This is a genomic window from Amycolatopsis sp. NPDC041971 (assembly GCF_055588925.1).
Genome location: NZ_JBVJCE010000003.1, coordinates 415,179 through 441,974, shown reverse-complemented (window position 1 = coordinate 441,974; position 26,796 = coordinate 415,179). Strand labels below are relative to the sequence as shown.

Annotated in this window: 29 protein-coding genes; 8 read left to right on the top strand and 21 right to left on the bottom strand. The window is 67.1% G+C overall.

Features of this window, described 5'->3' with window-relative positions; all coding sequences use genetic code 11:
* Positions 1-450 precede the first annotated feature (450 nt).
* Entirely contained in the window at positions 451-1,077 is a 627-nt protein-coding gene (locus ACZ6DT_RS10310) for a LysE family translocator (protein WP_465591603.1), read from the top strand.
* A gap of 178 nt (positions 1,078-1,255) precedes the next feature.
* On the opposite strand, the gene murA is transcribed toward ACZ6DT_RS10310, so the two are convergent.
* Positions 1,256-2,530 carry a UDP-N-acetylglucosamine 1-carboxyvinyltransferase gene (murA, locus tag ACZ6DT_RS10305; RefSeq protein WP_465591600.1) on the bottom strand — a complete coding sequence of 425 codons (1,275 nt, stop codon included), beginning with the start codon at positions 2,528-2,530 and terminating at the stop codon, positions 1,256-1,258.
* 61 nt (positions 2,531-2,591) lie between these two features.
* Between murA and ACZ6DT_RS10300 the strand changes: the two genes are divergently transcribed.
* The gene (locus ACZ6DT_RS10300; RefSeq protein ID WP_465591597.1) at positions 2,592-3,164 is read left to right on the top strand and encodes a cob(I)yrinic acid a,c-diamide adenosyltransferase; all 573 of its coding nucleotides are present in this window, start codon (positions 2,592-2,594) and stop codon (positions 3,162-3,164) included.
* A 79-nt stretch (positions 3,165-3,243) separates the two neighbouring features.
* Here the strand turns inward: ACZ6DT_RS10300 and ACZ6DT_RS10295 are convergent, their stop codons facing one another.
* The 18 genes from ACZ6DT_RS10295 to ACZ6DT_RS10210 form a co-directional block, all read right to left on the bottom strand.
* A complete protein-coding gene (locus ACZ6DT_RS10295) occupies positions 3,244-3,396 on the bottom strand; it encodes a hypothetical protein (RefSeq protein ID WP_414939322.1) in 153 nt (50 codons plus the stop codon).
* An 89-nt stretch (positions 3,397-3,485) separates the two neighbouring features.
* Complete coding sequence (aroA, locus tag ACZ6DT_RS10290; RefSeq protein ID WP_465591594.1) at positions 3,486-4,721, bottom strand: 3-phosphoshikimate 1-carboxyvinyltransferase; 1,236 nt, start codon at positions 4,719-4,721, stop codon at positions 3,486-3,488.
* A gap of 83 nt (positions 4,722-4,804) precedes the next feature.
* Positions 4,805-5,239 (bottom strand): DUF2550 domain-containing protein, encoded by a 435-nt coding sequence (locus ACZ6DT_RS10285; protein WP_465591591.1) that lies wholly within the window; start codon positions 5,237-5,239, stop codon positions 4,805-4,807.
* Between the two features lie 25 nt (positions 5,240-5,264).
* Entirely contained in the window at positions 5,265-5,630 is a 366-nt protein-coding gene (locus ACZ6DT_RS10280) for a F0F1 ATP synthase subunit epsilon (RefSeq protein WP_007028324.1), read from the bottom strand.
* Between the two features lie 114 nt (positions 5,631-5,744).
* Positions 5,745-7,172, bottom strand: a complete 1,428-nt coding sequence (atpD, locus tag ACZ6DT_RS10275; RefSeq protein ID WP_465591589.1) for a F0F1 ATP synthase subunit beta — start codon at positions 7,170-7,172, stop codon at positions 5,745-5,747.
* Positions 7,172-8,110 (bottom strand): F0F1 ATP synthase subunit gamma, encoded by a 939-nt coding sequence (locus ACZ6DT_RS10270; RefSeq protein WP_465591586.1) that lies wholly within the window; start codon positions 8,108-8,110, stop codon positions 7,172-7,174. The genes atpD and ACZ6DT_RS10270 overlap by 1 nt, the downstream gene beginning before the upstream one ends.
* An 11-nt stretch (positions 8,111-8,121) precedes the next feature.
* Positions 8,122-9,759: a F0F1 ATP synthase subunit alpha gene (gene atpA, locus ACZ6DT_RS10265; RefSeq protein ID WP_465591583.1), complete on the bottom strand. Its 1,638-nt coding sequence runs from the start codon at positions 9,757-9,759 to the stop codon at positions 8,122-8,124.
* A gap of 53 nt (positions 9,760-9,812) precedes the next feature.
* Positions 9,813-10,643 (bottom strand): F0F1 ATP synthase subunit delta, encoded by an 831-nt coding sequence (locus ACZ6DT_RS10260; protein WP_465591580.1) that lies wholly within the window; start codon positions 10,641-10,643, stop codon positions 9,813-9,815.
* Positions 10,644-10,649: 6 nt separating this feature from the next.
* Positions 10,650-11,213 (bottom strand): F0F1 ATP synthase subunit B, encoded by a 564-nt coding sequence (locus ACZ6DT_RS10255; RefSeq protein WP_465591577.1) that lies wholly within the window; start codon positions 11,211-11,213, stop codon positions 10,650-10,652.
* 33 nt (positions 11,214-11,246) lie between these two features.
* The gene (locus ACZ6DT_RS10250) at positions 11,247-11,501 is read right to left on the bottom strand and encodes an ATP synthase subunit c family protein (RefSeq protein ID WP_007028330.1); all 255 of its coding nucleotides are present in this window, start codon (positions 11,499-11,501) and stop codon (positions 11,247-11,249) included.
* Between the two features lie 61 nt (positions 11,502-11,562).
* Positions 11,563-12,360, bottom strand: a complete 798-nt coding sequence (gene atpB / locus ACZ6DT_RS10245; RefSeq protein ID WP_465591574.1) for a F0F1 ATP synthase subunit A — start codon at positions 12,358-12,360, stop codon at positions 11,563-11,565.
* A gap of 380 nt (positions 12,361-12,740) precedes the next feature.
* Entirely contained in the window at positions 12,741-13,196 is a 456-nt protein-coding gene (locus ACZ6DT_RS10240; RefSeq protein WP_465591571.1) for a hypothetical protein, read from the bottom strand.
* 56 nt (positions 13,197-13,252) lie between these two features.
* Entirely contained in the window at positions 13,253-14,404 is a 1,152-nt protein-coding gene (locus ACZ6DT_RS10235) for a glycosyltransferase family 4 protein (protein ID WP_465591568.1), read from the bottom strand.
* 73 nt (positions 14,405-14,477) lie between these two features.
* A complete protein-coding gene (locus tag ACZ6DT_RS10230) occupies positions 14,478-15,128 on the bottom strand; it encodes an L-threonylcarbamoyladenylate synthase (protein WP_465591565.1) in 651 nt (216 codons plus the stop codon).
* 121 nt (positions 15,129-15,249) lie between these two features.
* Positions 15,250-17,235, bottom strand: coding sequence for a M6 family metalloprotease domain-containing protein (locus ACZ6DT_RS10225; protein WP_465591562.1), 1,986 nt, complete (start codon positions 17,233-17,235; stop codon positions 15,250-15,252).
* A gap of 195 nt (positions 17,236-17,430) precedes the next feature.
* Complete coding sequence (gene prmC / locus ACZ6DT_RS10220; protein ID WP_465591559.1) at positions 17,431-18,297, bottom strand: peptide chain release factor N(5)-glutamine methyltransferase; 867 nt, start codon at positions 18,295-18,297, stop codon at positions 17,431-17,433.
* Between the two features lie 84 nt (positions 18,298-18,381).
* The gene (locus ACZ6DT_RS10215) at positions 18,382-18,930 is read right to left on the bottom strand and encodes an HD domain-containing protein (protein ID WP_400944886.1); all 549 of its coding nucleotides are present in this window, start codon (positions 18,928-18,930) and stop codon (positions 18,382-18,384) included.
* A 35-nt stretch (positions 18,931-18,965) separates the two neighbouring features.
* A complete protein-coding gene (locus tag ACZ6DT_RS10210; RefSeq protein WP_465591556.1) occupies positions 18,966-19,340 on the bottom strand; it encodes a MerR family transcriptional regulator in 375 nt (124 codons plus the stop codon).
* A 59-nt stretch (positions 19,341-19,399) separates the two neighbouring features.
* On the opposite strand from ACZ6DT_RS10210, the gene ACZ6DT_RS10205 reads away from it, so the two are divergent.
* The 5 genes from ACZ6DT_RS10205 (at position 19,400) to ACZ6DT_RS10185 (ending at position 24,516) form a co-directional block, all read left to right on the top strand.
* Positions 19,400-20,185, top strand: coding sequence for an alpha/beta fold hydrolase (locus ACZ6DT_RS10205; protein ID WP_465591554.1), 786 nt, complete (start codon positions 19,400-19,402; stop codon positions 20,183-20,185).
* Between the two features lie 31 nt (positions 20,186-20,216).
* Entirely contained in the window at positions 20,217-21,650 is a 1,434-nt protein-coding gene (wsfD, locus tag ACZ6DT_RS10200; RefSeq protein ID WP_465591552.1) for a glycan biosynthesis hexose transferase WsfD, read from the top strand.
* 41 nt (positions 21,651-21,691) lie between these two features.
* Positions 21,692-22,141 (top strand): hypothetical protein, encoded by a 450-nt coding sequence (locus tag ACZ6DT_RS10195; protein ID WP_465591549.1) that lies wholly within the window; start codon positions 21,692-21,694, stop codon positions 22,139-22,141.
* Positions 22,142-22,860: 719 nt separating this feature from the next.
* Positions 22,861-23,598, top strand: a complete 738-nt coding sequence (locus tag ACZ6DT_RS10190; protein ID WP_465591547.1) for a hypothetical protein — start codon at positions 22,861-22,863, stop codon at positions 23,596-23,598.
* Between the two features lie 225 nt (positions 23,599-23,823).
* Positions 23,824-24,516 carry a hypothetical protein gene (locus ACZ6DT_RS10185; RefSeq protein WP_465591544.1) on the top strand — a complete coding sequence of 231 codons (693 nt, stop codon included), beginning with the start codon at positions 23,824-23,826 and terminating at the stop codon, positions 24,514-24,516.
* On the opposite strand, the gene prfA is transcribed toward ACZ6DT_RS10185, so the two are convergent.
* Both prfA and rpmE read right to left on the bottom strand, forming a co-directional pair.
* Positions 24,517-25,587: a peptide chain release factor 1 gene (gene prfA / locus ACZ6DT_RS10180; RefSeq protein WP_465591541.1), complete on the bottom strand. Its 1,071-nt coding sequence runs from the start codon at positions 25,585-25,587 to the stop codon at positions 24,517-24,519.
* Positions 25,588-25,680: 93 nt separating this feature from the next.
* Positions 25,681-25,908 carry a 50S ribosomal protein L31 gene (gene rpmE / locus ACZ6DT_RS10175; RefSeq protein ID WP_007028345.1) on the bottom strand — a complete coding sequence of 76 codons (228 nt, stop codon included), beginning with the start codon at positions 25,906-25,908 and terminating at the stop codon, positions 25,681-25,683.
* A 222-nt stretch (positions 25,909-26,130) separates the two neighbouring features.
* On the opposite strand from rpmE, the gene ACZ6DT_RS10170 reads away from it, so the two are divergent.
* The gene (locus ACZ6DT_RS10170; protein ID WP_465591538.1) at positions 26,131-26,676 is read left to right on the top strand and encodes a CHAP domain-containing protein; all 546 of its coding nucleotides are present in this window, start codon (positions 26,131-26,133) and stop codon (positions 26,674-26,676) included.
* Positions 26,677-26,796: the final 120 nt, after the last annotated feature.

Below are 26,796 nucleotides of genomic sequence, written 5' to 3'. Positions count from 1 at the left end.
ACACCGGCCCCAAAACTTCTCTTAGGGAGGGGGAGACTCGACCCCCCCCCCCCCCCCCCCCCCCCCCCCCCGACACCCGGCACACGCTGAGCGGTCAACCCTCGTGCCGCGTCGATCGGGTGGGTCGTGAGTGGCGTTCCGGGTTCGGGCGGGCCCTCTCGTAGGTACCTACTGTGTGACCTGAGGCGTTGCAGTACATGAAGGACCCCTTCCTGTACCTAGGCGCAAGGATGGGGGCCTTCATGCACTGGGGAGGGGTGTGACTAGTGACGCTACTGAGGCTCGAGGTGTCGTTCCGGACCCACCCGCAGTAGGTACCTAAGACACCCTTGGCCCTAACCCGAATCGCCACCCACGACCCACCCGACCCACCACCTACCGCTACCGCACCCGGCACTGTGACCGAAATCCGCGAGACTCGCCCGTGCCCGGCGTCTAGCGTGGGCAAGCGTGACCTGGAGTTCTTACAGCAGCTATCTGCTCATCGTCGTCCTGATCGTCCTCGCACCGGGGCCGGACACGATGATCATGCTCAAGAACTCGCTGTCCGGCGGCACGCGTGGCGGGTTCCTCGCCACGGCGGGGATCTTCGTGGCCAACACCGTCCAGGGCTCCGCGGCCGCGCTCGGCCTCGGCGTCGTCATCGCGCAGTCGCAGCCGGTGTTCGTGACGCTCAAATGGGTCGGCGCCGCGTACCTCGTCTTCCTCGGTTTCCAGGCGCTGCGCGGGGCATGGCGTGGCGACTACTCCGGTGTCGCCGCGGTGAAGCAGCAACGGTCGAGCGGGTTCCGCCGCTTCCGCGAAGGCTTTCTCTCCAACATCACCAACCCGAAGGTCCTCGTGCTGTACCTGTCGGTGCTGCCGCAATTCCTCGACCCCGTGACCACGTCGGCGTGGCACGCGCTGCTGCTCGCCTACACCGTCGCGGTACTGGGTGCGATCTGGCTGATGACGCTGTTGTTCTTCGTGCACCGCGTGCGCGCCTGGCTGGAACGCCGCAAGGTCCGCCGCGCGCTGGACGGCGTCACCGGAACCGCCCTGGTCGGTTTCGGCGCCGCGCTCGTGCTCGAAGGTTAGGCGCGCTCAAGTGGTCGTGAGTGGCGTTTCGTGTTCTGGTGGACCCGTATTCGCCCGCGCACTGAATCCTGATGTCGTCTTGGTGAGCCTGCACCCAGACCGGAACAGGGTGATTGGGCGATCCGAGTGTGGCCTACCTTCAGAGTAGGCAAGGAGGCCTTAACGGACCGGATTGCTGTCAGGCGCGCTCGGGTTCGCCCGATACGCGCTCGATTCGGGCGCCGAGGCGGTTCAGGTTCTCCACGAAATGCGGGTAGCCGCGGTCGATGTGGAAGACGTCCCAGACCTCGGTGACGCCGTCCGCGCACAGTCCGGCCAGCACCAGCCCGGCGCCGGCGCGGATGTCCGCGGCCCACACCGGAGCGCTCGAAAGCCTCTCCACGCCGCGGACGACGGCGTGGTGCCCGTCGGTACGCGCGTCGCCGGAAAGCCGCATCATCTCTTCGATGAACCGGAACCGGGCCTCGTAGATGTTCTCCGTGATCATCGACGTGCCTTCGGAGACCGCCGACAACGCCACCGCGAACGGCTGCAGGTCGGTCGCGAAACCGGGGTACGGCAACGTCACCCAGTCGACGGCCTTCGGGCGCTCGTTCTGGACGATGCGGAAACCCTTGCCTTCGAAGGTCTCGACCTCGGCACCAGCCAGGCGGAGCTTGTCGAGGACCAGGTCGAGGTAGTGCGGGTTGACGCCGCGGACGGTCAGGTCGCCCCTGGTCATCGCGGCGGCGAACGCCCAGGTCGCGCCGACGATCCGGTCGCCGATCACGCGATGCTCGGTGGGGTGCAGCTTCTCGACGCCCTCGACGGTGAGCGTCGAGGTGCCCGCGCCTTCGACCTTCGCGCCCATCTCGGTCAGCATCGTGCAGATGTCGACGATCTCGGGCTCGCGCGCGGCGTTGTCGATGACCGTGGTGCCCTCGGCGAGCACGGCGGCCATCAGGATGTTCTCGGTGGCGCCGACGCTCGGGAAGTCCAGCCAGATCTGCGCGCCGCGCAGCCCGTCGGCCTTCGCCACGACGCAGCCGTGCTCGATGGTGCTGGTGGCGCCCAGCTTGCGCAGGCCGTTCTGGTGCATGTCCAGTGGCCGGGAACCGATCGCGTCACCGCCGGGCAGCGCCACGACGGCCTGCTTGAGCCGTCCGACCAGCGGACCCAGGACGCACACCGACGCGCGCAGCTTGCCCATCGCGGACGAATCGGCCCGATGCGACAGCTCGGCCGGCGTGGTGATCTTGGCGGTGTCGCCGTCGATGACGACGTCGCAGCCGACACTGCGCAGGACGTCGCCCATCAGGGGGACGTCCAGGATCTGGGGGCAGTTCGTGATGGTCGTCGTACCTTCGGCCAGCAGGGCCGCGGCCATCAGTTTCAGGACGCTGTTCTTGGCCCCGACCACGTCGACCTCGCCGACCAGCCGTGCTCCGCCGTGCACGTCGAAGTGCTCGCTCATGGGCGCCAATCATGCCCTCTCGCCCGGATTTGCCTTACGCCGGGCCGGTAGAGTCGGCTTCATGGTCGTTCGCATCAACCGCGTGTACACGAAGGTCGGCGACAACGGCACCACGGCGCTCGGCGACGGCTCCCGCGTGCCGAAGACCTCGCCGCGGCTGTCCGCGTACGCCGACGTCGACGAAGCCAATTCCGTCATCGGGCTCGCGCTCGCGATGGGCGGTCTCTCCGAGGAGATCACCCAGGTGCTGCGCGCGGTGCAGAACGATCTCTTCGACGTCGGCGCGGATCTGTGCGCGCCGATCGTGGAGAACCCGCCGTACGAACCGTTGCGCATCACCGAGCGGTACATCGAACGCCTCGAAGGCTGGTGCGACGAATTCAACGAGCGCGTGCCGAAGCTGACGTCGTTCATCCTGCCGGGTGGCACCCCGGGCGCGGCGTTCCTGCATCAGGCCCGCACGGTCTCCCGGCGGGCCGAACGCTCCGGCTGGGCGCTGTTCGAGGCTGAGCAGGCCACGACGAATCAGCTGGCGATCAAGTACTTGAACCGGCTTTCGGACCTGTTGTTCATCCTGTCGCGGCTGGCGAACCCGGACGGCGACATCCTGTGGCAGCCCGGCGGAACGAGCTGAAGGGGACTTTCCCCGCGTAAGACGCGCTAAAGGACGCTTTCACCGCATCTGGCGCGGGGAAAGCGTCCTCAGCTCACGCTCAGCCCTGTTCCTGTGCTGCCCAATAGCGCTCGAGGTCGACGTCGGGCGTGCCGTCCTTGCCCGGGTCGATCGCCTTCATCGTGATCGTGTCCTCCAGGGACACGGAGTCGGGAAGGTGGCTCCAGCGGTTCGCGTCCTCGCTCTGAGTCATAGACCGAGAATAGACGTGGATCACGTCGGGAGCCCGGTAGAAATGCCGCTTCGTGATGATCCCATGTTTCCGCAGGCGCATTCAGAGGACTAAATGCCCCAGGAAGCCCGGAGTGAAGCGAGAGCGTCGTGGAAGCCGGGGAAGGTCTTCTTCACGCAACTCGGGTCGTCCAGCGTGATCCCCGGTGTCCGCAGCCCGGTGACGCTGAACGCCATCGCGATCCGGTGATCCCGCCGGCATTTCACCAGAGTCCCCGTCGGCGCGCCCGGCTGGATCTCGATCCAGTCCCGCCCGGATTCGACCGAGACGCCCATCGCGCGGAGGTTCTCCTCGCATGCCGCCAGCCGGTCGCATTCCTTGATCCGCGTGTTGTAGACGTCCTCGATCCGCACCGGCCCGTCCGCGAACGGCGCGATGGCCGCGAGCGTCGGCACGGTGTCGGAGATGTCGCGCATGTTCACCGTGACACCGCGCAGCCCGCCGGTCCCGGTCACGGTCACCGCGTCCGGCCCCACCTCGACGTCCGCGCCCATCTGCCGCAGGACCTCGACGAAGGCCAGATCTCCTTGCAGCGCGCCCTCGCCGATGCCCGGCACGGTCACCGAGTTACCGGTCAGCGCGGCGGCCGCGAAGAAGTAGCTGGACGTCGAGACGTCGGGCTCGATCTCGTACCGGCAAGCCCGGTACGGCGTGGGTGGCACGACGAACGTGTCACCGTCCCGCACGACCTCGACGCCGAAGCGCCGCATCATGGCGATGGTGATCTCGACGTACGGCACCGAAACGAGGTCGGTCACGGTGATCCGCAGTCCCTCGGCGGTCAGCGGCCCGACCAGCAGCAACGCGGTCAGGAACTGGGAGGACAGCCCCGCGTCCAGCGTCAGTTCACCGCCCTTGATCCCGGCGGCCCGCACGACCAGCGGATGGTGCCCCGGCGAGCCTTCGAAGGTCAGGTCGACGCCCAGCTCCCGCAACGCGTCGGTCAGCGGCCCGAGCGGGCGGGCGCGCATCTGTTCGGAGGCGTCGAAGCGGAAGGTGCCGTGCCCGGCGGCGGCCAGTGCGGGCAGGAAACGCGCGGTGGTGGCGCCGTCGCGGCAGAAGACGTCGGCGCTGTCGACGGCGGGGCCCTCGGGCCTGCCGGAAAGGGTCCACTCCCCGCCGGCGCGGGAGACCTCGTAGCCGAGCTTCAGCAGGCCTTCGGCGAAGCCCTCGGAGTCATCCGAACGCAGCGGCCTGCTCAACACGGTCTCCCCGTGAGCGGCGGCCGCGAGGAACAGGCCTCGGGCGGTGATCGACTTCGAACCGGGGATGTCGACGATGGTCACGGCGTGAGCATACGGCGTGCTCGAACGGCGAACTCACGTGATCAGAGGCGGAACTCGCGTGATCAGAGGCGTGACTCGCGTGCTCAGGAAGCGCGCGGGAGGCGGCGGCCCGGCGGGGCCGATTCGAGCCAGGAGAGGAAGCCGGTGAGGGCGCCGGGGCCCATCGCCATCTCGATCGCCTCCTGCGTGGCGGACTCACACCGCAGGACGATCGAGCCTTCGGGGACGGCGTACGCCTCCGTGCCGGAGGGATCGCGACGATCCGCGATCTCCATGCTCGCCCGATGGAAGACCCGGTCCGGGCCGGTGCGCAGGCTCCACACCCGGAACCAGACGAACTCGTCGCCCTCGTAGCGGCCCAGCCCCAGATGCCAGCTGGACCGCGCCTCGTCCGGACGCCACCGCAGCGCGACACTCACGCCACCACCGCGGCGCATCCGGACCCACCGCAACGAATACCAGGCCGCGACAACGGCCAGGATGGTCAGGGCCCCGAGAACACCCACGGCGATTTCCACGGCCCGGCCCCTGTCCTTCGCCCGGTCAGACTGACTGACCGGCCGCGCGGAGCTGGGCGGTCGCCCTAGCCCGCTCTTGCTCGTCTTCGCCGCTCAACGCCTTCTTGGCCGCGTCGACGTCGATCTCGTGCGAAAGTTCCGCGCTCTCGGCGAGGATGCTCACGCCGGTCGCGGTGACCGACAGGAAGCCGCCGTGCACCGCGGCGGTCACGGTCTCGCCGTCCGTGGTCGTCACCTTCACGACGCCGCCCTCGACGAGCTGGCCGAGAACCGGCTCGTGACCGGCCATGATGCCGATCTCGCCCTCGGTGGTCTGGGCCACCACGAACGTGGCGGTACCGGACCAGAGACGGCGCTCGACGGCTACCAGCTCGACAGAAATCTCAGCCACGTAGCTTCCCTTCACCTCAGGTGCTGCCACCGAGTGTAATAGTCAAGGTTCCATCTATGCGAACGGCGGGACCAGCGTCCACAGTAGACACTGATCCCGCCGCTCATCGGAACATCACTTCTTGGTGATTTCCTTGTACTTCTTCTCGAGGTCTTCGAGGCCACCGATACCCAGGAACGCCTGCTCCGGGTAGTGGTCGAAGTCGCCCTTGGTGATGCGGTCGAACGACTCGATGGTCTCCGACAGCGGCACGGTCGAACCCGGGATGTTCGTGAACGCCTCGGCGACCAGCATGTTCTGCGACAGGAACCGCTCGATGCGGCGCGCGCGCTGAACGGTCAGCTTGTCCTCTTCCGAGAGCTCGTCCATACCGAGGATCGCGATGATGTCCTGCAGTTCCTTGTACTTCTGCAGGATCCGGATGACCTCGGAGGCCACGCGGTAGTGCTCCTCACCGACGATGGCCGGGTCGAGAATGGTCGACGTCGACGCCAGCGGGTCCACCGCCGGGAAGATACCCTTCTGGAACACGCCACGCGAAAGCTCCGTGGTGGCGTCCAGGTGGGCGAACGTCGCGGCCGGGGCCGGGTCGGTGTAGTCGTCCGCGGGGACGTAGATCGCCTGCATCGAGGTGATCGAACGACCACGGGTCGAGGTGATCCGCTCCTGGAGCTGACCCATCTCGTCCGCCAGTGTCGGCTGGTAACCCACGGCCGAAGGCATGCGGCCCAGCAGGGTCGACACCTCGGAACCGGCCTGGGTGAACCGGAAGATGTTGTCGATGAAGAGCAGCACGTCCTGGTTCTGCACATCGCGGAAGTACTCCGCCATGGTCAGCGCGGACAGCGCGACCCGCATACGGGTGCCCGGCGGCTCGTCCATCTGACCGAAGACGAGGGCGGTGTCGTTGATGACGCCGTCCTCGGACATCTCCAGGAAGAGGTCGTTGCCCTCACGGGTGCGCTCGCCGACACCGGCGAACACCGAGGTACCACCGAAGTTCCGGGCGACACGGGTGATCATCTCCTTGATGAGCACCGTCTTGCCGACGCCGGCACCGCCGAACAGGCCGATCTTGCCACCCTCGACGTACGGGGTCAGCAGGTCGACGACCTTGAGGCCGGTCTCCAGCATCTTCGTCTTGCCTTCGAGCTGGTCGAAGGAAGGCGGGTTGCGGTGGATGCCCCAGCGCTCGAGGTCGTCGCCGTAGCCGGGCTCGTCGAGGCACTCGCCGAGCGCGTTGTAGACGTGGCCCTTGACCTTGTCGCCGACCGGGACCGTGATGGGGCCGCCGGTGTCGGTGACCTCGGCACCACGCACCAGGCCGTCCTGCGGCTGGAGCGAAATGGTGCGGACGAGGTTGTCACCGAGGTGGCTGGCGACCTCGAGGGTCACCGTCTTGCGCAGCTGCTCGAACTCGATCTCGACCTTGAGCGCGTTGAACTGGTCTGGCACGGCACCGCGCGGGAACTCGACGTCGACGACCGGCCCGGTCACCGACACGATGCGCCCCTTGGCACGCGGGGTTTCAGTACTGGTCATCAATCATCACTTCCTGCTGCGGTGAGCGCGTTCGCGCCACCGACGATTTCGGAGATCTCCTGGGTGATCTGCGCCTGACGGGCCTGGTTCATCTCCCGCGTGAGCATGCCCACCAGATCGTTCGCGTTGTCCGACGCCGCCTTCATCGCGGTACGGCGGGCGGCGAGTTCGGATGCCGCCGACTCGAGCATCGCCGCGAAGATCCGCGTGTTGATGTACTTCGGCAGCAACGCGGCGAGCAGCTTTTCGGCGTTGGGCTCGAACTCGTAGCTCGGGAGCAGGCCGTCGGGCTTCTCCTCTTCGTCTTCGGTGTACTCGACCTCGAGCGGCGCGACGCGCTTGGCGACCGGACGCTGGGTGAGCATTGAGACGAACTCGGTGTAGACGACGTGGATCTCGTCGACACCGAGGATGCCGTCGGCGTTGCCTGCCTCGTCGTCGGCGCCGTTCAGGAACGACTCGACGATGAGTTCACCGGCACCCGAGGCGTTGACGTAACCGGGCTGGTCGGAGAACCCCGTCCAGCTTTCGGTCACCTCGCGGCCACGGAACCGGTAGTAGCTCAGGCCCTTGTTGCCGGTCACGTAAAGCACCGGCTCCTTGCCCTGCTTGCGCAGCAGCGTGAGGAGTTCCTCGGTCGCCTTCAGGACGTTGGAGTTGTACCCACCGCACTGACCCTTGTCGCTGGTGATCACGAGGACCGCCGCGCGCTTCGGGTCGGCGCGCTCGACCAGCAAGGGGTGGTCGAGGTTGGACGAGGCGCCGGCCAACGCGGAGAGCACGTTCGTGATCTCGTCCGCGTAGGGCCGGGACGCCGCGACCTTCGCCCGCGCCTTGGTGATGCGCGCGGTGGCGATGAGCTCCATCGCCTTGGTGATCTTGCCGATGGACTTGGTCGCCTTGATACGCGACCGGAGTTCTCGGAGTTGTGCGGCCATGAGCTATCAGCTCACTTCTTCGGTGCGGGCTTGTTGACCTTGACGGTCTCCTGCCCGACCTTCTCGGCGTCCATCGCGTCGGAGACCTCTACGAGGCTCTTGCCCTCGGCGGTGGTGAACTCCTTCTTGAACTCGTTCACCGCGTCGACCAGGCCGGAAGCGGTCTCGTCGGAGAACTTGCCCGACTCGCGGATGTCCTTGAGGAGCTCGCCGTGCTTGCGACGGGCGGAGTCGATGAACTCGTGGTTGAAGCGGCGCACGTCTTCGGTCGGGACCGTGTCGTAGTGCCCGTTGGTACCGAGGTACACCGTGACGACCTGCTCCTCGACCGGGATCGGGGAGTACTGCGGCTGCTTGAGCACCTCGTACAGCCGCGCTCCACGCTCGAGCTGCGCCTTCGACGCGTCGTCGAGGTCCGAGGCGAAGGCCGCGAAGGCCTCCAGCTCGCGGTACTGCGACAGGTCGATACGGAGCGAACCCGAAACCTGCTTCATCGCCTTGACCTGCGCGGCACCACCCACGCGGGAAACCGAGATACCCACGTCGATGGCCGGGCGCTGACCGGCGTTGAAGAGGTCCGACTGGAAGAAGCACTGACCGTCGGTGATCGAAATGACGTTGGTCGGGATGTAGGCCGACACGTCGTTCGCCTTGGTCTCGATGATCGGGAGACCGGTCAGCGAGCCCGCGCCCAGCTCGTCCGAGAGCTTCGCGCACCGCTCGAGGAGACGGGAGTGCAAGTAGAAGACGTCGCCGGGGAAGGCTTCACGGCCCGGCGGGCGACGCAGCAGCAGTGAGATCGCGCGGTAGGCGTCGGCCTGCTTGGTCAGGTCGTCGAACACGATGAGGACATGCTTGCCCTCGTACATCCAGTGCTGGCCGATGGCCGAGCCGGTGTACGGCGCGATCCACTTGAAGCCGGCGGAGTCCGACGCGGGGGCCGCGACGATGGTGGTGTACTCCATCGCGCCGGCGTCCTCGAGGGACTTCTTGACCGCGGCGATCGTGGAGCCCTTCTGGCCGACCGCGACGTAGATGCAGCGAACCTGCTTCTTCGGGTCGCCGGAATCCCAGTTGGCCTTCTGGTTGATGATCGTGTCCACCGCGACGGCCGTCTTACCGGTCTTGCGGTCACCGATGATCAGCTGACGCTGGCCGCGGCCGATCGGGGTCATCGCGTCGATCGCGGTGATACCGGTCTGCAGCGGCTCCGACACCGGCTGGCGCTCGACCACCGAAGCGGCCTTGACCTCCAGCGGGCGGCGGTCGGTGGTCTCGATCTCGCCGAGGCCGTCGATCGGGGCGCCCAGCGGGTTCACGACGCGGCCGAGGTAGCCCTCGCCGACCGGAACCGAAAGGACCTGCCCGGTCCGCTTGACTTCCTGGCCTTCGACGACGGTCTCGAAGTCACCGAGGATCGCGGCACCGATGGAGCGCGCGTCCAGGTTCAGCGCGACCCCGAGGACCCCACCGGGGAACTCGAGCAGTTCGTTGGCCATCGCCGAGGGAAGGCCCTCGACGTGGGCGATGCCGTCACCGGCGTCGATGACGACGCCAACTTCTTCCCGGCTCACGTCCGGGGCGTAACTCGAGACGTAGTTCTCGATCGCGCTACGGATCTCATCCGAGGAGATCGTCAGCTCCGCCATTTCAATCCCGCTCTCGCTTCGTTCGTGCCAGTGTGCAAAGTCGTTGTTGTGGGTCAGCCGGCCAACCGGCGGCGCAGGGCGTCCAGCCGGCCCGCGGTGCTGCCGTCGATGACCTCGTCGCCGACGCGGACGACGAGTCCGCCGCCCAGTGACGGGTCGACCTCGACGTGCAGCGCGAGCTGCCGCCCGTACAGGGCGTTGAGCTTCTCGCTCAGCCGAGCGTGCTGCTCGTCGGACAGCGCGCTCGCGCTGGTCACCTGGGCGACCGAGCGCTGACGGCGTTCCGCGGCCAGCTGGACCAGCCGCTCGAGGGAGTTGGCGACCCCGCGGCCCTTGGCGCGCAGGACGACCTGCTCGACGAGGGTCTTGGTGACCACGTCCACCTTGTCGGCGAACAGGGTGCGGACGAGGGTCCGCTTCGCCTCGGCGGGAGCGGTCAGATCGGCCAGCGCCTGTTCGAGCTCCGGCGCACCCGCAACGATACGAGTGACCCGGAACAGCTGGTCTTCGACAGCGTCGATGTTCCCGGACTTCTCCGCACTGGTGAGCAGCGCCGAGCGGCCGAGGGCCTCGAGCCCGTCGGTCAGTTCGCGCGGGCTCGACCAGCGGCTGCCCGCCACGGAGTCGAGCACCTGCAGGGCCGGCTCGGAAACCTTGCCCGCGAGAATCCCGCGAGCGAGGCCGATCCGGGCTTCGGGCGTGGCCGAACCGTCGGCGACGGCCCGGCGCAGGCCGATCTCCCGGTCCAGCAGGGCGACGACCGAAAGCAGCTCGTCGCCGAGCGAGGAGGACACAGTCGGGTCCGTACCCGCGGCGGCCAACACCTCGCCGAGACGATTCTCGGCGAGGTCGAGCGCTTCACGGCTCGCAGCATGCAGCGTCATTCTGGTCTACTTTCCCGCTCCGAGACCGGCACCGTTGGTACCGGCGGTCTCCAATTCGGCCAGGAACCGGTCCACGGTGCCGTGGCGGCGCGCGTCGTCCGCGAGCGACTCGCCGACGATGCGGCTTGCCAGCTCCACGGAGTTACGGCCGAGTTCGGCGCGCAGTTCGGCGATGATCTGCGCCTTCTGTGCCTGCAGCTGCGCCTGGCCCTGGGCGACGATGCGCTGGGACTCGGCCTCCGCCTCGGTGCGAAGCTCCGCCTTGATCTGCTCGGCTTCGAGCCGGGCGTCGTCGCGGATCTTCGCGGCCTCGGAACGGGCTTCCGCCAGCTGCGCCTTGTACTGCGCGAGGTTTTCTTCGGCTTCGGCCTGTGCCTTCTCGGCCCGCTCGATGCCACCCTCGATCAGCTTGGTCCGCTCTTCGTACGTCGCCTCGAAACGAGGAACGACGTACTTCTTCAGAACGAACAGCAGCAGAAGGAAGGCGATGAACCCGAGGATGAGCTCGGGAATGTGCGGCACGATCGGGTTGGGCGCTTCAGCCGCCAACACCAATTCGGTCTTCAGCACAACGTCTCCTTAAGCGATGAGCGGAACTCAGCCTTAGACGGAGGCGAGGAAGTAGATGACGATACCGATCAGCGCGAGCACCTCGGTCAGCACGAAGGTGGAGAAGGCGATGCTCTGCAGCTTGCCCTGGGCCTCCGGCTGACGGGCGGTGCCGTTGATGACCGCGGCGAAGATCAGACCCACACCGATACCGGGGCCGATCGCGCCGAGGCCGTAGCCGATCGCGGCGAGACCCGGGTTGATGTTGGTAGCGGCCTCGGCAGCCTGCGCAAGAACGATGTTGCTCACGTGCGTTTCCCTTCAAACTCGGTCCGCGCGACTCACGCGGATCGGGGGCTTTTGGTGTATCTCAGTGCTCCGACGCCAGCGCGGCGCCGATGTACCCTGCGGACAGCAGTGCGAAAATGTATGCCTGCAGGACCTGGATGAATGCCTCCAGGAAGGTCATCGCGATAGCGAAGAGGAACGCCACCGGCGACGCGACCTTCACGATTCCTTCGCCCTCGGTCAGCAGGAAGCTCCCACCGAGCGTGAAGACCATGATGATCAGGTGTCCGGCGAACATCGCCGCGAAAACTCGGATCGCCAGCGTGGCCGGGGCGATGAAGAACTTCTGCGCGAACTCGATGGTGGAGTACAGCGGCAGAACGAATCCGGGAATGCCCGCCGGCGCCAGTTCCTTCTTGAGGTAACCCTTGAAGCCGTGGCGTTTGAACCCGACGTAGTGGTACACCGGGTAAACGACAAGGAACGCGAGAGCGACCGGGAAGCCGATTCGCGCCATGGTCGGGAACTGGAAGAACGGGATGATCCCGAAGAGGTTGTTCACCAGCACGAAGCTGAACAGGCCGAGCACAAGCGGGATGAACGGCTTGAAGTCGGCGGAGCCGATCTGCTCTCGCGCGATGTTGTTGCGGCCGAAGTTGTAGAGGCCTTCGGCGAAGAACTGTCCCTTACCCGGGACGACCTTCAGCTTCCGCGAGGAGAGCATGAAGTAAGTGATGAGGATGAGCAGGGAGATGACCACCAGCAACATCGGCTTGGTGAAGCTCAACCAATAGCCGGAGCCGAACAACGGCGGCAGGTTGAAGTCTTTGACGCCTGGCGGCGTGAACTCCGCACCCTCGGCTAGTACCAGCGCGCCCACTGGGCTCCTTCCGGTTCTCCCGGCCGGCGTTCACTCCGCCGGGGGAATCGTCACGATCTGGACTTAACGTACCCGACACGTATCGGGTCGTCGGAGGCGGCCACCCCACGATGTGCTGAACACGGTTTCACGTTCCGCACACGAGGATTCTCGACGCAGTGCTCCCGGGAGACAGACGCCTACCAGCGGGTACGAGGGGACGATTCAACACCGTCGCCACACTGCTGTTCGGGGTTCGTCATCGGGAGCCGGCAGCCGAGGCCGCCGCCCATACGCGGACCATATCAGCAGGTTCACCCGCGCCGTACAGGCGTACTACATTGGCCCCGATCGGCCGAGGACCTAGGTCCCGGCCCAGGTCAGGACCTCGGTCCCGATGATCAGCGGGAAGCGGGGATGATCGTCGGGATCTTGGTCTTGCGGAACGCCGCGAACTCCACGGCCGCGGCCACGAGAATCGCGACGATCATGGTGACACCCAGCGCCATCGGGTGGATCGAGGTCACCCCGCGAAGCAGGGTCAGCGCCCCGAAAAGCAGGACGATCTTGAGCACGTAACCACCGAGAGCGATCACCATCACGAACATCGGGTCCATGCCCGCGCTGAAGCGCATCAGGCCCAGCGTCGCGAGGGCGGACACGATGGCGAGCACGCCACCGATGACCGAGCCGAGCAGGCCCGGGAGTCCATTGAGGATGGTGAAGACCACGATGCACACGAGCACCGCGGGCGGGACCAGCATCAGGGACGCCTTCATCATCGCGTTGGCCGCCTGCAGAACCACCTTGGCGTGGGGGTTCTCCTCCGCCGCGACGGTCTTTTCGGTCTCGCTCACAGAAAGCTCCCTGGTCGTCTCAGCCCGCAAGTGTAGGCCCGCGCAGATCGCGCCTTTCAGGCGGTTCGGTTCCGCGACCGCAGCCTCGGCACGATCGACACCAGGGTCGCCAGCAGGAAGCCGAATCCGACGATCCAGAAAACCGCGACACTGTCGAACAACGTCACCGAAACCGCGCCGAACGCGAGCAGGCCCGCCCACAAGTAGATGAGCATTACCGCGCGACGCTGGGAATGGCCGATCTCCAGCAGGCGATGGTGCAGGTGCATCTTGTCCGCGGCGAACGGGCTCTCGCCGCGACGGGTGCGGCGGATGACCGCCATGATCAGGTCCAGCAGCGGCACGAAAAGGACGGCGGCGACCACCACGAGCGGCGACAGCAGCGCGAGCGCGTCCTTACCGCTGAACTGCGGATACGGGACGCGACCCGACGCCGACGTCGTCGCGCCCGCCAGCATGAGGCCGATCATCATCGAACCCGAGTCGCCCATGAAGATCTTCGCGGGCTGGAAGTTGTACGGCAGGAAGCCCAGACAGGCCCCGGCGAGCGTGGCGGCGATGAGGGCGGGCGGGTAGGCGCCGACGTCACCGCCCGAGGAATCGAGCAGGCCCAGGGAGAAGGAGCACGTCGCCGCCGCGGCGATGAAGCCGAGTCCGCCGGCGAGCCCGTCGAGGCCGTCGACGAAGTTCATCGCGTTGACCATGACGACCACCAGCACGACGGTCAGCAGCGCGCCCTGGTTCTTGTCCAGCACCAGCACCTGGCCGAAGGATTCGCCACCACCTCCCCACGGCACCCAGAACGACACCCACTGCACCCCGAAGATCACCAGGATCCCGGCGCACATGACCTGCCCGGCCAGTTTCGTCCAGGCGTCGAGTTCGAACCGGTCGTCGAGCGCGCCGATCAGGGAGATCACCCCGGCGGCGAGCAGGACACCCAGCGAGTCGAAGGAGAAGTCGAAGCCGCGGCTCAGCGCGGGCAACTGGTGCGCGAGCCCCATCGCGGCGGCGACACCGAGGAAGATGCCGATGCCGCCCATCCGCGGGATCGGGGTGACGTGGACGTCGCGGGCCCGCGGGTTGGCGATCGCGCCGATCCGGATCGCGACCCGGCGCACGACGCCGGTGAGCAGGAAGGTCACGGCCGCCGCGGTGAGGGCGACGAGGATGTACTCCCGGATCGGGAGACCTTGCGTAGGAGGCATGATGCGTTACGCCGCCGAGGTCCAAGTCACTCGAACACGCTACCGCGCTGGGGGGACACGGCGGCCAACGGTCCTAGGCGAGTGACTCCGCGGGCACTCCCAGTACTTCCGCGACGGCGGCGCGGCTGACCGCGCCCTCCCGCAGGATGACCGGGTCGTCGCCGGTGAGATCGACCATCGTGGACGGAACCGGCTCCCCTGTGGACCCGCCGTCGAGGTACACCGCGACGCTGTCGCCGAGCTGATCGACGGCCTCCTGTGCGGTGGAGGCGGGCGGCTGACCGGACACGTTGGCGCTGGAAACGGCCATCGGACCGACGTCACGCAGCAGTTCCAGCGCGACCGGGTGCAGCGGCATCCGCAGCATGACCGTTCCGCGTGACTGTCCGAGATCCCACTGCAGGCTCGGCGCGTACGGCAGGACGATGGAGAGGTCACCGGGCCAGAAGGCCTCGATGAGCGCGCGGGCCCGCGGCGGTGTGCCGAGCACGAGCCCGTCCACAGTGGACCAGGAGCCGACCAGGACGCCGACCGGCATGTCCGGGCCGCGGTTCTTCGCCCGCAGGAGGGACTGGACGGCGCCGCCGTCGAAGGCGTCCGCGCCGATGCCGTAGACCGTGTCGGTCGGGAGGACGACGAGGCGGCTGGAGCGCACCGCGCTCGCCGCCGCGGCGAGCCCGTCGGCCCGCGATTCACGCTTGCTGCAGTCGTACACCGCGCTCATGGCCTGTGAGCGTAGCCCTGTCGTGCCCCGGGCCGGTGCTCACCTCCCAGGCGCGCTAGGAACGGTCCGTTCCTTGCAAATTTCGCAAGGAACGGACCGTTCATGGCGTCCGCCGGACCTGTCAGAAGGCGAAAGCGGTGCAGAACGACGTCGCCGTCTTCGCCGGGTCCGCGATCGACGTCGCGGTCAGCTTGATGTGCGCGACGTGGTCACCGCCCGCGGCCCGTTTGGCGTGCGCCGTCGCCGAAGACCGCCCGCCGAACGGGACGGTGGACAGCTCGTTCGGCAGCCGCACCTCCCAGCCCTTCGCGCTGGTGGACGCGCTCAGGCGGTACGTGTCGGTGTTGTACGGCGCCGCCGCGCCTTTCGCGTTGCCGGTGTTGAGCACCGGGAACGAGCAGCTCGCGAGCCCCTGCCTGGCGAACGCGGGGGCCGACGGCCACAGCGAAACGCCCCTGGCCTGCGAACCCGCCCCGTCGAGCGAGGCCACCGTGACGACGTAGGACAGCACGCCCTTGCGGTCGCGCTCGACGTCCGAGACGAGGAACTTGAGCTTGTTCGCCTTGTCGGTGTACTCGTACTTGCTCGCGGAACCGGTGCCCGCCTTGAACGCGGCGTCGTTGAGCTGGCGGTAGTCACCGATGGGGATGGGGACCGCGGTGCCGTCGGGCTTCTTGTAGTCGGTCATGCCGATGTCGGCCGGATTCGCGTCGACGATCCATTCGAACGGCGCGTTGTCCTGGTTCTTCGTCTTCGCGATGATGACACCGGAATCGGGGGCGAAGGAATCGCTGCCCATCCGGTCGACGACCTCGACGGTGTAATTGTCGTAGCCGCCACCATCACAGAAAGGATCCTTCGAACGATCGCATTTCGGCGAAAGGTCCCCGCCGTTGAGCGCGATGTTGATGCCGCTGTAGGCGCCCTGTCCCGGAAGGACCGAACGCGCCGTGATCCTGGCCGAAACCGGGCCGTTCTCGGCAAGCTGGTTCCGGTCGAGTTTGAGGACGTCTTCGGGGTCGATGATGTCCAGTTTCATCTTGGTACGCAGCATGTGGTGCGAACCCATCGAGCCGCCTTGCGTCGCCGGGATCTGCCAGCGCGTGTGCGGTCCGCCGGGACCGTTGAAGCTGCCGCGCGACATCATCTCCCACGGACCGGTGTAGGTCCTGGACGGCGGGGTGCCGAACGGGTTGTTGTAGTTGTCACCGATGCCGAGAATATGGCTCAACTCGTGCGCGTAAACCGCCTGACCCGAGCTTTCGGCCTGGGTCGAGGAACCGGTGACCGCGTTCGGCCAGATACTCGCCGCCGACTTCCACGACGTCCACGGAACATAGCGGGTGGACGCGGCGTTCGGCATTCCCGCGACACCGGGACCGAATTCGTCGGGCACGTTCCCCGGCTCGCCGAACTTCATCACGCCGAATTCCTGCCAGGTCGCGCTCTCGTCCTGACCCGCGGAAAGATAGAAGATGAAGTCGAACTGCTTGGAGACGTCACCCACGTCCGCCCGCCAGGCGGCGCCCGCGTCCGCGCGGAGGTCACGCTTGCAGTTCGCCCCCGGCGGACAGGCGTCGGGCTGGAACTCCATGCCGTATTCGAAGGACTTGCCGGGCAGCCGGTACGGCCCGAACGCGGTCAGTTCGACGCCCATCCTGCCGCCGGAGTCCTCCATCCAGTATTCGTTGATGGTGTGGCCTTGGTTCAGCGCCTGCGGCTTGTTGAGGAAGTCCTGGTAGAACTTCGCGACGTTCGCGCGGGGGATGTTGCTCGCGGCGGGGCCGGGGTTGCCGAACACCGTCGAATGCGTCGGCTGCGTGACGGCGAACTCCTGGTCCGGATAGTCCGCGAGCACCACGGCACCCTTGAACGTCCGCTTTGTCGGCTTCAGCGAAGGGTCGGCCCAGTTGGTGCCAGGCGGCTTGCGGTAGTCGTCCCACGTCATGTGGTCCTGGTTCTCCCAGGTCGACCCGTCGATCGGGGCGGGCCAGCCCTTCACGGGCGCCGCGGCGGACGCGGGGTGGGCGACCAGACCCGGCAGTAGCGCGACGGTGGCGAGAACGGCGAGTGTTCTGAGTGGGGCTCGTCGGAGAGACGATCGCATCGGGGTACACCTCCCAGTCGGACCGCCGATGAGGCGGCCGAGATCGACGTTAGGAGGTCGGCTTTGCCCTGGGCACCGCCGGAAGTCGTGAGTCTCGCTAACTATCGGCCCGGCACCCTCCGCGTTTCGTCCTCTGAATGCGGTAGTTGCGCGTGCAAGTACCGCATCCAGAGGACGAAACGCGGAAGGAACGAGTCAGGAGACGCGCAGGGCGGTGACGAAACGAGGGCGTCCGGCGAGGTCGACGTGCCCCTGCACGTCGGTCAGCACCCGCCGCGCCCGCACCAGCGCCGGGACGGCGGAGCCGTGCGTGTCGTCGTGCTCGATCGCCATCCCGCCGGTGGGCCGAAGCAGCCGCGCGGCGGCGGCGATCGCGTGCCGGATCACCGCGAGCCCGCTCTCCTCCGCGAACACCGCCCGCGGCGGATCGTGCTCGGCGACCTCCGCCGGCACCGGCGTGCCTTCCGGCACGTACGGCGGGTTGCACAGGACCAGGTCGACGAGACCGTCGAGTTCGGCGAACATCGTGCTGTCCGCGACGTCGCCGGAGTACAGCCGGATGGGTGTGTCCCCCGCGTCCGCGTGGACGTCGGCGTTGTGCCGGGCCCAGGCGAGCGCCTGCGCGTCGATGTCGACGGCATAGACGACGGCGTCCGGCCGAGCGTGCTGCACGGCCAGCGCCAGCGCGCCGGAGCCGGTGCACAGATCGACCACCACCGGGTACTCGCGCCCGTGCAGCAGTTTCAGGCCCCATTCCAGGAGCAGTTCGGTCTCCGGGCGGGGGACGAACACCCCGGCGCCGACGTTGACCGTGATGTCGCCGAGCGCGGCCCAGCCGGTGAGGTACTGGAGCGGGATCCGTTTGGCCCGCTGGTTCACGAGCTGGCCGATCGCGTCGATGACCGGCGGGTCCACCAGCGGCACCATCGGCAGCCGGCCGCGATCGACGCCGAGGACATGTGAGGCGATCAGTTCCGCGTCCGAGCGCGGTGACGCCACACCGGCCTCGGTGAGGATCCGGGTCGCTTCCATGATGGCGAGGCGCAACGGCTGCCGGTTCACTGGTGTTCCTTCACAGAGTCAAGCCTGACACACGAGGCACGCGTGCCGGGGTCGATACACGCGGGCTCAGGGTATCGATTCCTTTCAGCGCACCCGCCACGAGAGCGACGACAACGTCAGCGCCGCTTCGGCCACACGGCGCGCAAGGTCGGTCTGGAGGCTCTTCGTCGCCGAAGCGATCCACTCGTCAACGTTCCGTACGCCGACATCGCGGTACTCGACGGCCTGAAGCAGCATTTCGAGCTTGTCCGCGTCACGCGCGTACAGCGCTTCGGGACTTTCTGCGGCTTCGTACTCGTCGACGGCGTCGCGTACCGAGTCACGCGCGGCGCCGGGAAGCGCTGACGTCTGCGCGGCGGTGATCGCCCGCGGATCCGGCTTCTCGACGAAACCCTTGATCGTGTGCGGGAGATCGCCGGTCCGCGTCTCCTGCGTGTCGTGCCAGAGCGCGAGGTACGCCGCCCGGGCCGGGTCGGCGCCGCCCTCGGCCGCCAGCAGTCCGGCCAGCTGCGCGACCCGAGTGGTGTGCTCGGCGACCGATTCGGGGTCACGGACCCCGGCCTGCCACCACCCGGCCCGCCGGATCCGCTTGAGCACACCCAGTTCGAACCCGAATCTGGCCAGGGCTTCCACAGTTCTCCTTTGAATCGACACAGCGACGCGCAGCGTCACCGCTGAGGGTGGGGGCGGGGGCATGGATGGACGACGGTGAGATATCCGGCCAGTGTCCCGCGACGCCGCCTGAGCGTGTCGATGCGGTCGTCCATCTCGGCCAGTTCGCGCCGGATCTCCGCCACGACCGTGGGACATAAGTCGAGCTCCGGCAGTTCGCCGTTCGCGCACGGCAGCACCTTCGCGATGACCTGCGTGCTCAACCCCGCCGCGAGGAACGCGCGGACCTGCCGCACCGTGATGACCGCGTCGTCGTCGAAGGTGCGGTAGCCGTTGAAGTCGCGTCGCGAGACCAGCAGCCCCTGCTCCTCGTAGTAGCGCAGCAGCCGGTGGCTCACGCCGGTTCGCCGGGACAACTCGCCGATCAGCATGTGACCCCCGTCATCCGTGATTGACCTTCACATCGATGTCAGTACCTAACGTCGCCGTCATGACGAATCATTTCGCGCACATCGTCCGCGGTTCCGGCCCCGGCCTGCTGCTCGCCCACGGCGCGGGCGGCAGCGTCGAGGGCAACTTCGGCGGCATCATCGACGACCTCGCCCGCACCCGCACCGTCGTCGGCCCCGACTACCCCGGCGCCGGGGCCACTCCGCGCAGCACCGAACCGCTGGACCTCGACACCGTCGCGGACGAACTGGTCTCCATCGCCGTCGACGCCGGACTCGACCGCTTCGCGATCCTCGGCTACTCCCTCGGCACCGGAGTCGCCGTCCGCGCCGCGACCCGGCACCCCGATCGGGTCACCGGGCTCATCCTGACCGCCGGGTTCACCAAGCCGGACAACCGCCTCCTGCTGGCCGTCGACATCTGGCGCGAACTGCTGGGCGGCGACCGGAAACTGCTGGCGAAGTTCCTCACCTTCGCCGGCACCGGTGAGAAGCACCTGAACGCGCTATCACCTTCGGAGCTCGAAGCCGCCATCGAAGGACTCGTCGGTTTCATCCCGGAAGGTAGCCCCGAGCACGTCGGCCTGGTCGCGGGCGTCGACACCCGGGCCGAGCTGGCCGGGATCTCGGTCCCCACCCTCGTCGTCGCCACGACGCTGGACGGCCTGGCCCCGCCCGCCCATTCCCGCGAACTCGCGGCCGGGATCCCCGGCGCCGAACTGGTCGAGATCGAGGCCGGGCACGGGATCAGCGTGGAGGCCCGCGGCGAATGGCTCGGCGTGATCCAGAAGTTCCTCTCCGCCGGGGTTAGCCAGGGTACGAACTGATCACCCTGCGGAATCTTCTAAGGTGGCGCGGGTGAAGACCCGGGAAATCCGACTGACCCTTGGCGTGTTCTTCGCGGCGCTCGGGGTGCTCCTCGTCCGTTTCCTGGTTCCGCGTCCGATCGGCATGGCGGACAACGGCGACGGCTGGCGCATCCTGTGCCAGCTCGGCGCCCGCGAGCTCGACAGGCCTTCGGAATACTTCGTCCGCTTCTCCTACGGGCCCGCCCCGGCCTGCAGAAGCGAGTACATCTCCAGCCAGAGCTGGATCGACAAGATCGCCAGCGAGATCGGGCAGCTGCTCGGCTCGTCCGCGATCCTGAACCTGCTGGTCCTGGGCGCGCTGGGCTGTCTGCTGGTCGCGGGCGGGATCGCCGCGATCGTCGTCGGCCTGCGCCTCTCGGTCCGGAACAGCGTCATCGCCACGGCCGCCCTGCTGCTGGTCGCGGCGGACTCGGCCTTCTTCGGGTACTTCGCCTCGGTGCTGAGCGAGGGCGCCGCCTTCGTCGGGATGCTCTTGCTCGCCGGCGGGCTGCTGCTCATGCACCGCACCGGACCGTGGCGCTACACCGGTGCCGCGGTCACCGTGCTCGGCGCGATGATCGGCATCAACGCGAAGTCACAGACGCTGCTGCTGATCCCGCTGTTCGCGCTCGCGCTGCTGTTCGTCCGCCCGGCGGGCAGCCGCGGCCTGGCCCGATGGGCGCTGCCGCTGGCCGTGCTCGCCGTCGTCGGCACGGGGACCGCGCTGATGCAGGGCGCGGGCGACTCGGCCAACGCGGAATACCGCGAGGCCAACATGTACCACGTCGTTTTCAACGGGATCGTGGACGGGAAACACGACACCACCGCCGACCTCGCCGCACTGGGCCTCCCGCCCGAGTTCGCGAAGTACATCGGCACGGGCTGGTGGAGCGCGAACGCGGCCTGGCGCGACCCCGAGTACGCCCAGTACCGCGACAAGATCAGCCGCCGCAACGTCGCCCAGTACTACCTCGATCACCCGGGGCGTGTGGTCCAAATGCTGCACCGGTCCGCGCAGGAGACGCTGACCGCGCGGGTGCCGAACCTCGGCAGCTTCGGCGAGCACGCCGGGCAGCCGCCGCTCGCCAAGGAATACCGCGTCCCGGTGCTGTCCGGGATCACCGGCTGGATCGCCCCACTGGGGCTGTTCGCCCTGCTGCCGATCTGGCTGCTCATCGGCTGGGCGGGGTTCCGCGCCTTCCGGAACCGCGCCGGACACCGCGACGTCGGCATCGTGGTGCTCATGTTCCTGCTCTTCGCGATGGGCCAGATCCTGGTCTCCGGCCTCGCGGAAGGCATCGAGAACGTCAAGCACCAGCAGCTGACGATCTACCCGACCCTGCTCGCCGCCGCCTTCGCCGCACTCTCGTTCCTGCCTCGGCGCAAGGAAGAGGCGCCCGTCGTCGAGGAACGCGAGCCGGAGACGGCGTCCATCTCCGGCTGATCTTCAGCCGCAGGCTTAACAAATGCAGGGAGGAGCCGCCCGTGACTTCGCTGGCACCCGAACAGAGGCGATCTGCCGCGGACGCGCTCGAGCTCGTCCTCCATGCCTTCATCGAAGAGATCGGCGAGGAGCCGACGCTCGGAGAATTCCTCGAAGTACTGGGACTGTCGTTCCAGCCGGACGAGGACCTTCTGCCGGACGCCCCGTTCCCACTTCTCTTCAAGGCCAAGAAGAAAGGGAATCGCTGGTACAAGGCAGAGTCGTCCGAGAGGGTCGCCTCGCTCAATGACAACACCTTCAACGAGGCCGGCGCCTTCCTGGATCTGCTCGTCACCGGAAGCGGTGCCGAGCCGACCCACCCGTCGTCAGTCGAGAATCTCGCGGACCATATCCTCGATGTCCTTCAGTCCGGCGATCGCGCTTTCAGCGACGTCGCCGCGCGGGACCTACAGGCCCTGGTCGTCCCGTCAGCCGGAAAACCGCTCGGGTGACGGTCGGCGATGTCGTGGCGATTCCGGCGGTGCCCTGTGGCCACCATCTGGCCATCGTGCTCTGCGAAGACCAAATGGGCACAGCGGCCGGCTTGTTGGAAGGCGTCTTCTCTCCGCCGCGAGTCGGTGACATAGGAAGTCATCGGGCCCGGCACATCCCGGTCTACACGGGGACCCAGATTGATCAAGAACAGGACTTGGCGGATCGTCGGGCCCATCCTGAGCTGCTGGAACTGTTCCCGGACCTTCCCGAAGCCTACTGGCAGGCGGAACGACCTGGGGAGAGCGGTACGGCGAGTACGGCGGCGCGGGCAAAATCGAAGGCCCGGTTCGGCTGCTCGACAAGGCGGAGGCGGAAGCGGTCGGTCTCTTGGACGGCACCTATCGGCCGACATACCTGGAGGAATACTTCCAAGAAATGCTCAACGAAGGCCGATTCGACAATGGACCGGCTCCGCGTTCCTGGCTCTGATCGGCGCGGCGATCGCCAAGTGTTCGCGCAGAGGACATGCCGTACACGTAAGTGCACCTGAGATTTGACTCCGCGACACCAACGGCGACCGGCACATGCGTGACGACATCTGCCGCCCCATGCACGTCTAACGCGTTTCTCAAGCCTGTCACGGAGACTCCTCAGCGGACGGGCGTCGATCCATGCGGCGCCCGTCCCGCGTAGGCTGAGCGCCACCTGTACGCGCCGAAGGGCACACGAAATAGTCATGGATCTCCCGGAAACGGAAGTCGTCACGCGGATATCCGCGATTATCGAGACCGAGGATTTCGCCGCGGCCGCCGCGCTGGGCGAACGTCTCATCGGCGACTTCGAGGCCACCGAGCTGGAGATCTGCCGGGCGGATCCCGAAGGCGACTGGAAGGGGTACTCGGTCTCCGTCGGCTATCGCACGCCTCCAGCGGACGGCGAGGAACCCGCCGAGACGCTGCACCGGGCCGCAGTACCGGCACTTTTCCACTTCGGCCTGAATGCGGAATTCTTCGAAATTCACGGCACGCCGGAGACCGGCCAGTACGGAAGCTACGACGCCTACGACACCCAAGCCGACGGATACACGCTTCATTCACTGATGGCGGCCGTCGGCGGCACCGATCCGCGTGAACCGGCGTATGTCCCCCGGCACGATTTCTCCCCGCGTGCGGAAACCGATGTCATTTCGCGGGTGCATCTTTACGTCCCCACTGGTGATCTGCGTTCGGCCGTGGGCCTGTGCGGCCGTCCCGTGACCGACCTGTCGGCCTCGCTGGTCCGGATCAGCACGGACGCCGGTCCTTGCGAAGCGGTGCTGCTGTCGGCTTTCCCGGCTCATGCCGGAGAAAGCGGCGAAGAGGCGCTCAGGCGGGTCGCGAGCGAGGTGACCGACAGGCTCTCGCAAGTGGGCATGTCCGTCCGGGCCATCCATACCGGACTGGAGGACGACCCGTTCTACACCGAACCCGGCTAGGGACACCCCCCCCCAGATCTGAGAAGCGCCCTGGAGGCGTTGGACTTCGTGTTTTGAGGCGTTCACCGAGGAGATCGGCGAAGAGCCGACACTCGGTGAATTCGTCGAAGTACCGAGCCTCTCGATTCAACCGGACGAGGATGTCCTTCCTGATGCTCCGGTCCCCTGTTGATGAGGGCGAAGAGGAAGGATGGCCGGAGGTACAAGGCCGAACCTTCCGACAGGGTGACTTCGCTCAACGACAACACCTTCGCCGAGGCCGGTGCGTTCCTGACGCTTCTCATGGACCGGCACACGGCCGACGGCACCCCCACGATGTCAACCGGGGAGCTCTCGAACAGTGTCCTCGAGGTTCTTCAGGCAAGCGAACGCGCCTTTGCCGATATCACGGCCGAGAACATCCATGCGTTGACGATGCCGAAAGCCAAGAAGAGTTTCCGGTCGAGGACCGGCGACGTCATCGCGATCCCCGCGGAGCCGCGGGGGTACCACTTAGCGGTGGTGTTCGGCAACGACACGACGGACCTCGCCATCGGACTATCAAAAGGTGTCTTCTCGCGATTAGAGGTGGGCAATGTGGACCGCCGCCGCGCCCGGCACATTCCGATCCACACGGGTACTCGACTGAGCAAAGACGGGACTTGGAAGATCGCCGGGAATCATCCGGACCTGCTCGAGTTGTTCCCGGATCCACCAGACATCTACTGGCAGGCGGTGACAGCCTGGGGAGGTCGGTTCGGTGATTACGGCGGAGCGGGCAACTCCGACGGCCCCATTCGCCTAATCGGCAAGCCTGAAGCCGAGGCAGCCGGACTCCTGGACGGCACGTACAGGTCGAGCTATCTGGAGGTGCAATTTCAGAGGCTGCTCGACGAAGGCCGCTTCGACGACGGACCGGCACCGAGGTCCTGGCTCTGATCAGCCGGCGTGTTCGGCCAGTCGCTCTTCGCGGTCCGCATTGATGAGCGCGTCCAGCACGCCGTCGAGGTCGCCGTCGAGGACCTGGTCCAGGTTGTACGCCTTGTAGTTCACCCGGTGGTCGGCGATGCGGTTCTCGGCGAAGTTGTAGGTGCGGACCCGCTCGGAGCGGTCGACGGTGCGGATTTGCGAGCGGCGGGCGTCCGACGCCTTCGCGGCGGCCTCTTCCTCGGCGATCGCCTGGAGGCGGGCCTGCAGCACCAGCAGGGCGCGGGCGCGGTTCTGGATCTGCGACTTCTCGTTCTGGCACGAGACGACCACGCCGGTCGGGAGGTGCGTGATGCGCACGGCCGAGTCGGTCGTGTTCACGCTCTGGCCGCCGGGGCCGGACGAGCGGTAGACGTCGATCCGCAGGTCGTTCGGGTCGATCTCGACCTCGACGTCCTCGGGTTCGGGGTAGATGAGCACGCCGGACGCGGAGGTGTGGATGCGGCCCTGCGATTCGGTGGCGGGCACGCGCTGCACGCGGTGCACCCCGCCTTCGAACTTCAGGCGCGCCCAGACGCCGTCGACGGCGGTCGAACGGCTCTTGATGGACACGGTGACATCCTTGAAGCCGCCTAGGTCCGAGTCGACCGAGTCGAGTACTTCGGCCTTCCAGCCGTGACGCTCGGCGTAGCGCAGGTACATGCGCAGGAGGTCGCCGGCGAACAGCGCCGACTCCTCGCCACCTTCACCCGATTTGATCTCCATGACCACGTCGGAACCGTCGTACGGGTCGCGCGGCAGGAGCAGTTCGGTGAGCTTGGCCTCGAGCGCGGGGATCTTGGCGGAGATCTCCTCGGCCTCGGCCGCGAAGGTCGCGTCTTCCGACACCAGCTCCTTCGCCGTCTCGAAGTCGTCGCGGGCGGTGTCGAGCTCGCGGATCGTCTTGACGACGGGGCTCAGCTCGGCGTACCGGCGGCCGAGTTTGCGGGCGCGCGCCTGGTCGGCGTGCACGGACGGATCGGCCAGCTGCTCTTCCAGCTGGGCGTGCTCTTCGAGCAGACCCCTCAGCGAACTCGAATCCACCACTCCACCTCTCAACTGCCCGGACAAAACCAAGGCTGCGACACCACAAAAACGGCGCCTACCCGGACATGCGGGTAGGCGCCGTCGTTCAAGCTACTTGGCGTCTTCGGCCTTCTTGCGCTTGCCGTAGCGAGCCTCGAAGCGCGCGACGCGGCCGCCGGTGTCCATGAGCTTCTGCTTGCCGGTGTAGAACGGGTGGCAGTTCGAGCAGATCTCGACGTGGAGGTTGCCGGAGGTCTTGGTGCTGCGGGTGGTGAATTCGTTGCCGCAGTCACAGTTCACGTGCGTGACAACGTACTCGGGGTGAATACCGCTTTTCATGGTGTCCTCTCTCGTTGGCCCCGGGTCCCCGTGCGGGGTGAACCGGTGCCGGACTTCAGCGGATGATTTTGCCAGATGCGCTGGCAGTGGACTCAACGCACCCCTCCTCCGGAGTATTCCACCACGTTGAGTTATCAACTATCACGCCCGGTTGTACGAAATTTGTACTTGATCACGGGATCGTCCTCACTGTTGGTAATTCCTCAACAGGAGGTACTGATCATGCGCACCATCTTCGCCAAGGTGGCGAAACCGGCGTCCGTCGCCGCGCTGGCCATCGCGGCCCTCGCCATGGCTCCGGTCGCCGGAGCCGCTCCGGCCGCCCCCGAAACGGGCGCCACCGTCACCGCCGCCGACATCAACCCGGCCGCGGGAACGTTCACCACCGTGTCCGACGGTGACCTGGCCATCCAGGGCGCCGGCGACGGCACGCCCGCCGGTGCCGTCCAGTGGTTCAAGAACCGCATGGGCTCCACCGCGTACCAGGGCCTCTGTGAGAAGGCCGTCGAAAACGCGTACGGGACCACCGGCGTTTGGGCTTCGGCCAACGCGCACTGGAACGGTGCGAGCCCGAAGCGCACGACCGGGACGCCGCCGAAGGGCTCCTTCGTGTACTGGAACATCAGCCAGTGGGGTCACGTCGGCATCGCCGACGGCTCCGGCGGGATCTACGCCACCAGCATCGGCGGCAAGATCGGCCACGCGTCGAGCGTGCGCTACTTCAACAACTACCGCGGCTGGACCCCCGCGGCGGTTCCACGCCGCTGAGCACTCGGTGGGGGGGGGGGGGGGGGGGGGGGGGGGGGGGGGGGGGGGGGGGGGGGGAGGAAAGAAAAGAAGGAGCGGGAGGGGGAGGGAAGAGAAGAAAAAAGCACGCTCCAACCCGCA

Excerpts from the sequence above, each read along its gene's own strand:
- murA (WP_465591600.1), bottom strand. The coding sequence starts at position 2,530 with ATGAGCGAGCACTTCGACGTGCACGGCGGAGCACGGCTGGTCGGCGAG.
- ACZ6DT_RS10300 (WP_465591597.1), top strand. The coding sequence starts at position 2,592 with ATGGTCGTTCGCATCAACCGCGTGTACACGAAGGTCGGCGACAACGGC.
- ACZ6DT_RS10295 (WP_414939322.1), bottom strand. The coding sequence starts at position 3,396 with ATGACTCAGAGCGAGGACGCGAACCGCTGGAGCCACCTTCCCGACTCC.
- atpD (WP_465591589.1), bottom strand. The coding sequence starts at position 7,172 with ATGACCAGTACTGAAACCCCGCGTGCCAAGGGGCGCATCGTGTCGGTG.
- ACZ6DT_RS10270 (WP_465591586.1), bottom strand. The coding sequence starts at position 8,110 with ATGGCCGCACAACTCCGAGAACTCCGGTCGCGTATCAAGGCGACCAAG.
- atpA (WP_465591583.1), bottom strand. The coding sequence starts at position 9,759 with ATGGCGGAGCTGACGATCTCCTCGGATGAGATCCGTAGCGCGATCGAG.
- ACZ6DT_RS10260 (WP_465591580.1), bottom strand. The coding sequence starts at position 10,643 with ATGACGCTGCATGCTGCGAGCCGTGAAGCGCTCGACCTCGCCGAGAAT.
- ACZ6DT_RS10235 (WP_465591568.1), bottom strand. The coding sequence starts at position 14,404 with ATGCCTCCTACGCAAGGTCTCCCGATCCGGGAGTACATCCTCGTCGCC.
- ACZ6DT_RS10230 (WP_465591565.1), bottom strand. The coding sequence starts at position 15,128 with ATGAGCGCGGTGTACGACTGCAGCAAGCGTGAATCGCGGGCCGACGGG.
- ACZ6DT_RS10225 (WP_465591562.1), bottom strand. The coding sequence starts at position 17,235 with ATGCGATCGTCTCTCCGACGAGCCCCACTCAGAACACTCGCCGTTCTC.
- ACZ6DT_RS10210 (WP_465591556.1), bottom strand. The coding sequence starts at position 19,340 with ATGCTGATCGGCGAGTTGTCCCGGCGAACCGGCGTGAGCCACCGGCTG.
- ACZ6DT_RS10205 (WP_465591554.1), top strand. The coding sequence starts at position 19,400 with ATGACGAATCATTTCGCGCACATCGTCCGCGGTTCCGGCCCCGGCCTG.
- ACZ6DT_RS10190 (WP_465591547.1), top strand. The coding sequence starts at position 22,861 with ATGGATCTCCCGGAAACGGAAGTCGTCACGCGGATATCCGCGATTATC.
- rpmE (WP_007028345.1), bottom strand. The coding sequence starts at position 25,908 with ATGAAAAGCGGTATTCACCCCGAGTACGTTGTCACGCACGTGAACTGT.
- ACZ6DT_RS10170 (WP_465591538.1), top strand. The coding sequence starts at position 26,131 with ATGCGCACCATCTTCGCCAAGGTGGCGAAACCGGCGTCCGTCGCCGCG.